The organism is Salegentibacter sp., from assembly GCF_041642575.1.
In the GTDB taxonomy this organism is placed as follows: Bacteria; Bacteroidota; Bacteroidia; order Flavobacteriales; family Flavobacteriaceae; genus Salegentibacter.
In genome coordinates this window covers 1-4521 of sequence record NZ_JBEPWD010000130.1, presented here as the reverse complement: position 1 = coordinate 4521, position 4521 = coordinate 1, and the positions used below count along the sequence as shown (strand labels likewise).

The window sequence follows — 4521 nt, the reverse complement described above, 5'->3', positions numbered from 1 at the left end:
ATCGGGCCTACTTCAAGTACATTCATCACCCCAAAAAGGTAAGCTACATCTGCTCCCAATTGAAAGTTTGAATAATCTTCGGCATCACCTACGGGTAAGCCTCCGTTAATTCCTAATTTCAGATCTCCCTGGGCTTGTATTTGATTAAATCCCAAAAAGATCAATGCGCTAATAAAGAGTAATTTTTTCATCATAATTTATTTTATTGGTTTAGAAGTTAAGTTATAAAAAACAATACAAATACTTGATATTCAATTAAATAACACATAAAAACCCTTAGGATTTATCTCACAAAAAAAGCGGAAGATCTCTCTCCCGCTTTCCAGCTTTTCATAGGTGTTTGATATAAGCTGATTTAAAACATTAGTCCTACCCCAAGTTGGAATCCATTATTGTTAACGGCATCTTCATCCCAGTTTTCACTATCAAAAGCATCGGTGAAACCACGGGTGTAGCGGGCAGAGGCAAAAAATCCGTTGTTGAATTTATACGAGGCACCAAGGGCTCCTCCAAATTCGAAGGTACTACCTGCTTCGGTGTCAATTACAGCAAATCCTTCTCCGGCAATTAATTCATATTCTTCCTCTACCAGAAAGTTAAAAGAAGGACCTACTTCCAGAGATAAACCATCTATTAAATAAACCTTTGCAAGCACCGGCACATGAATGTAATCTAATTGATATTCACCCTGTCCGTACCTGTTGCTAAAAGCTTCCGTACCCTGGGTAGAATAAAGCACCTCAGGTTGCACGGAAAAGCGATCTCCCACCGGGATTTCGGAAAGCAGCCCTAAATGAAATCCGGTACGGCTGTTCTCATCTTCAAAACCATCAGAGGTCATATTAGAAAAATTAACCCCTCCCTTTACACCAAAATATACAAATTCCTGTGCAGAGACGGTTGAGGTTAAACCAAACACGGCTAATACTGCAATTAAAACTGATTTTTTCATCACATTCGTTTTTTTAGTTACAAGGGCAAATGTAGGAGGCATCTTCTTAATAAAATGTTATGCAAGCCTAAAGTATTACTAAGTTATTACGTGATTGTTTTTATCTTTAACACATGAAATGGAGCCGCGCCCTGGAAGACTATCGCCTGTATTTACGCTTAGAGCGCGGACTTTCAGATAATTCTATTCAGAATTACAGCCTGGATGTTCAAAAACTCATCAATTTTTTAGAAGTTAACAACATAAAGCGCTCTCCTATTGACATTACTGAAGAAGATATTCAGCAATTCATCTATGAGATCGCTAAAAGTCTCAATGCGCGTTCCCGGGCCCGACTCATTTCCGGTCTTCGGGGTTTTTTTAACTTCCTGGTTTTTGAAGATTACCGAAAAGGAAATCCCCTGGATCTAATCGAAGCGCCTAAAACCGGCCGTAAACTTCCCGATGTAATTTCTACGGAAGAGATTGATAAACTCATCGCTGCCATAGATCTGGGAAAGGCAGAAGGCGAAAGAAATCGCGCTATTCTTGAAACACTTTATGGCTGCGGGCTTCGGGTTTCAGAACTGGTAAACCTGCAGATCTCCGACCTCTTTTTTGATGAAGGTTTTATAAAAGTCACAGGGAAAGGCAACAAGCAGCGCTTTGTGCCGGTTTCTCCCTACACTCAAAAATATATAAATATCTATTTGAAGGAATTAAGGCCTCATCTGCCAATCAAGAAAATGGCCAGCGATACTCTTTTTTTAAACCGAAGAGGCAACAAGCTCACCCGCGCGATGATCTTCACTATTGTTCGCCGATTAGCCGAAAAGGCCGGAATCAATAAAAAGATTAGTCCGCACACTTTCAGACACTCTTTTGCCACTCATTTACTGGAAAACGGCGCCGATCTACGAGCGATTCAGCAGATGCTTGGGCACGAAAGCATTACCACTACCGAAGTTTATATGCATGTAGACCGGAAACATTTGCGGCAGGTGATCGAGCAATACCACCCCCGCGCCTGAATATTAAACTTCTGCTAAAGACCTTAAGAGAGAGGGGTTTTCCAAAGGATTATCCTTAAATTAAAGCAACTTTTAAGAATATAAAATTTAATCATATGAGAACACTCAAGTTCAAAAATAACGACGAAATGCCCGCAATAGGCCTCGGTACCTGGAAATCGGGGAAAGGCGAAGTGGGAAAGGCAGTAAAGATCGCACTTAATAACGGTTACAGACACATAGACTGCGCTGCGACCTACGGCAACGAGGCTGAAATTGGGGAAGCCTTTTCAGAAATATTTTCAGAAGGGAAAATTAAACGGGAAGAAGTTTGGGTGACTTCCAAACTTTGGAATGATGCTCATAAAAAGGAAGATGTCATCCCTGCCTTAAAACAGACCCTTAAAGACCTTCAGCTGGACTACCTGGACCTTTATCTCATTCATTGGCCGGTTGCTTTTAAAAGAGGCGTAAGCTTTCCTGAAAACGATGAAGATTACCTGAGTCTTGAAGAAGTTCCCATCATAGAAACCTGGAACATGATGATAGAAGCCAAAAAACAAGGTCTCGTAAAACATATTGGAGTTTCTAACTTCAGTTCAATGAAGCTGGAAGAACTTATGGAGGAAACCGATGATAATCCTGAATTGAACCAGGTAGAATTACATCCCTATCTTCAGCAGAATGATTTGCTTGAGTTTTGTAGTAAGCACAACATTCATCTTACAGCTTATTCCCCATTAGGAAGCGGTGACCGGATAGATGCCATGAAGGCACCAGATGAACCTTCGCTGCTGGAAAATGACGTAATCAAAAAGATCGCTAGAAAACACGGAGCCACTCCTGGGCAGGTTCTTATTAAATGGAGTGTACTAAGAGGTACAGCCGTGATCCCGAAATCTACCAATGAAGGCCGGATCATTGAGAACATTCAGAGTATGGGTGTAAATCTTGACGAAGATGATCTTAAGGAAATAGCAGAACTGGACAGGCATTTCAGATATGTTACCGGGGAATTCTTTGTAACAAAGGGAAATTCCTATGAAAATATTTTCGACGATGACGATTATAAAGCTTAATATTTTCTTCATCTAAACCAAAAAAGCCCTGCAATTGCAGGGCTTTTTTATATAGATCTAATTAATTTTACTTTGCGATATTCACCGCTCTCGTTTCTCTTATCACGGTGATTTTAACCTGGCCTGGATAGGTCATATCTGTCTGGATCTTCTGAGAGATTTCAAAGGAAAGGTTGGATGCTTTTTCATCGGTAACTTTTTCACTCTCTACGATTACACGTAATTCTCTACCGGCCTGGATGGCGTAAGCTTTCTTAACCCCTGGAAATCCAAAGGCGATATCCTCTAAGTCTTTTAAACGTTGAATATAGGAATCAAGCACCTGGCGTCTTGCACCTGGTCTGGCACCGCTTATTGCATCACAAACCTGTACGATTGGCGATAACAAGGAGTTCATTTCTATCTCATCGTGGTGAGCTCCAATGGCATTACAAACTTCAGGCTTCTCCCCGTGTTTCTCTGCCCATTGCATTCCCAGGATAGCGTGAGGTACTTCTGTTTCAGTATCCGGTACTTTCCCGATATCGTGAAGTAATCCGGCACGTTTGGCAAGCTTGGCATTTAAACCGAGCTCGGAAGCCATAACCCCGCAGAGTTTAGCAACTTCTCGTGAATGTTGTAATAGGTTTTGACCATAAGACGAACGGTATTTCATTCTACCCACAATCTTTATGAGCTCAGGGTGTAACCCATGAATACCAAGGTCAATAACGGTACGCTTTCCTATATCTATTATTTCTTCTTCAATTTGTTTTCTGGTCTTTTTCACCACCTCCTCTATTCTGGCCGGGTGAATACGTCCATCGGTTACCAGCTTGTGAAGTGAAAGTCTCGCTACTTCTCTTCTTACAGAATCAAAACAGGAAAGAATAATAGCTTCCGGAGTATCATCTACAATGATCTCTACGCCGGTTGCTGCCTCAAGAGCGCGGATGTTCCGACCTTCTCTCCCAATGATCCTTCCTTTAACATCATCGCTTTCCAGGTTAAATACCGAAACGCAGTTCTCCACAGCTTCTTCAGTTCCTATACGCTGAATAGTATTGATAATGATCTTTTTGGCTTCCTGCTGTGCTGTAAGTTTAGCCTCTTCTACAGTATCCTGTATCATAGCCATCGCATCAGCCTTCGCAGTGTCTTTTAAAGTTTCTGTAAGCTGAGATTTTGCATCCTCGGCTGAAAGCCCTGAGATAACCTCCAATTGCTGTATCTGGCTGTTATGAAGTTTATCTATCTCTTCCTTCTTCTTTTCAAGGTATTCTGTTCGATAGGTATAATCCTGGAGTTTTTCTTCCAGCTCTTTATTCAGCTTCTTGTTTTTAGCAAGTTCACTGGAAACCTGTGATTCTTTATCCCGAACCCGCTTTTCGGTCTCGTTGATCTTTTTATCCCGACTCAGGATAACCTTTTCGTGTTCGGTCTTTAGCTCAATGAATTTCTCTTTAGCCTGCAGGATCTTATCCTTTTTGATACTCTCTCCTTCCGACTTCGCCTCCTTAAG

4 protein-coding genes and 1 pseudogene are annotated in these 4521 nt (G+C 41.4%); 2 read left to right on the top strand and 3 right to left on the bottom strand.

All coding sequences use genetic code 11. The features are described from left to right. Nucleotides 1–191, bottom strand: a pseudogene (locus ACESK1_RS12210) (hypothetical protein); the annotation flags it as partial. Nucleotides 192–355: 164 nt separating this feature from the next. After that, complete coding sequence (locus tag ACESK1_RS12205; protein WP_372920458.1) at nt 356–952, bottom strand: porin family protein; 597 nt, start codon at nt 950–952, stop codon at nt 356–358. Nucleotides 953–1065: 113 nt separating this feature from the next. Here ACESK1_RS12205 and xerD point away from each other — a divergent pair, with 113 nt between their 5' ends. Further along, complete coding sequence (xerD, locus tag ACESK1_RS12200) at nt 1066–1962, top strand: site-specific tyrosine recombinase XerD (RefSeq protein WP_372920457.1); 897 nt, start codon at nt 1066–1068, stop codon at nt 1960–1962. Nucleotides 1963–2057: 95 nt separating this feature from the next. Then, on the top strand, nt 2058–3020 hold the full coding sequence (locus ACESK1_RS12195; protein WP_372920456.1) for an aldo/keto reductase: 963 nt from the start codon (nt 2058–2060) through the stop codon (nt 3018–3020). Between the two features lie 67 nt (nt 3021–3087). Here the strand turns inward: ACESK1_RS12195 and rny are convergent. Next, nucleotides 3088–4521: ribonuclease Y (gene rny, locus ACESK1_RS12190; RefSeq protein ID WP_372920455.1), on the bottom strand; the 1434-nt coding region annotated here is incomplete at its 5' end.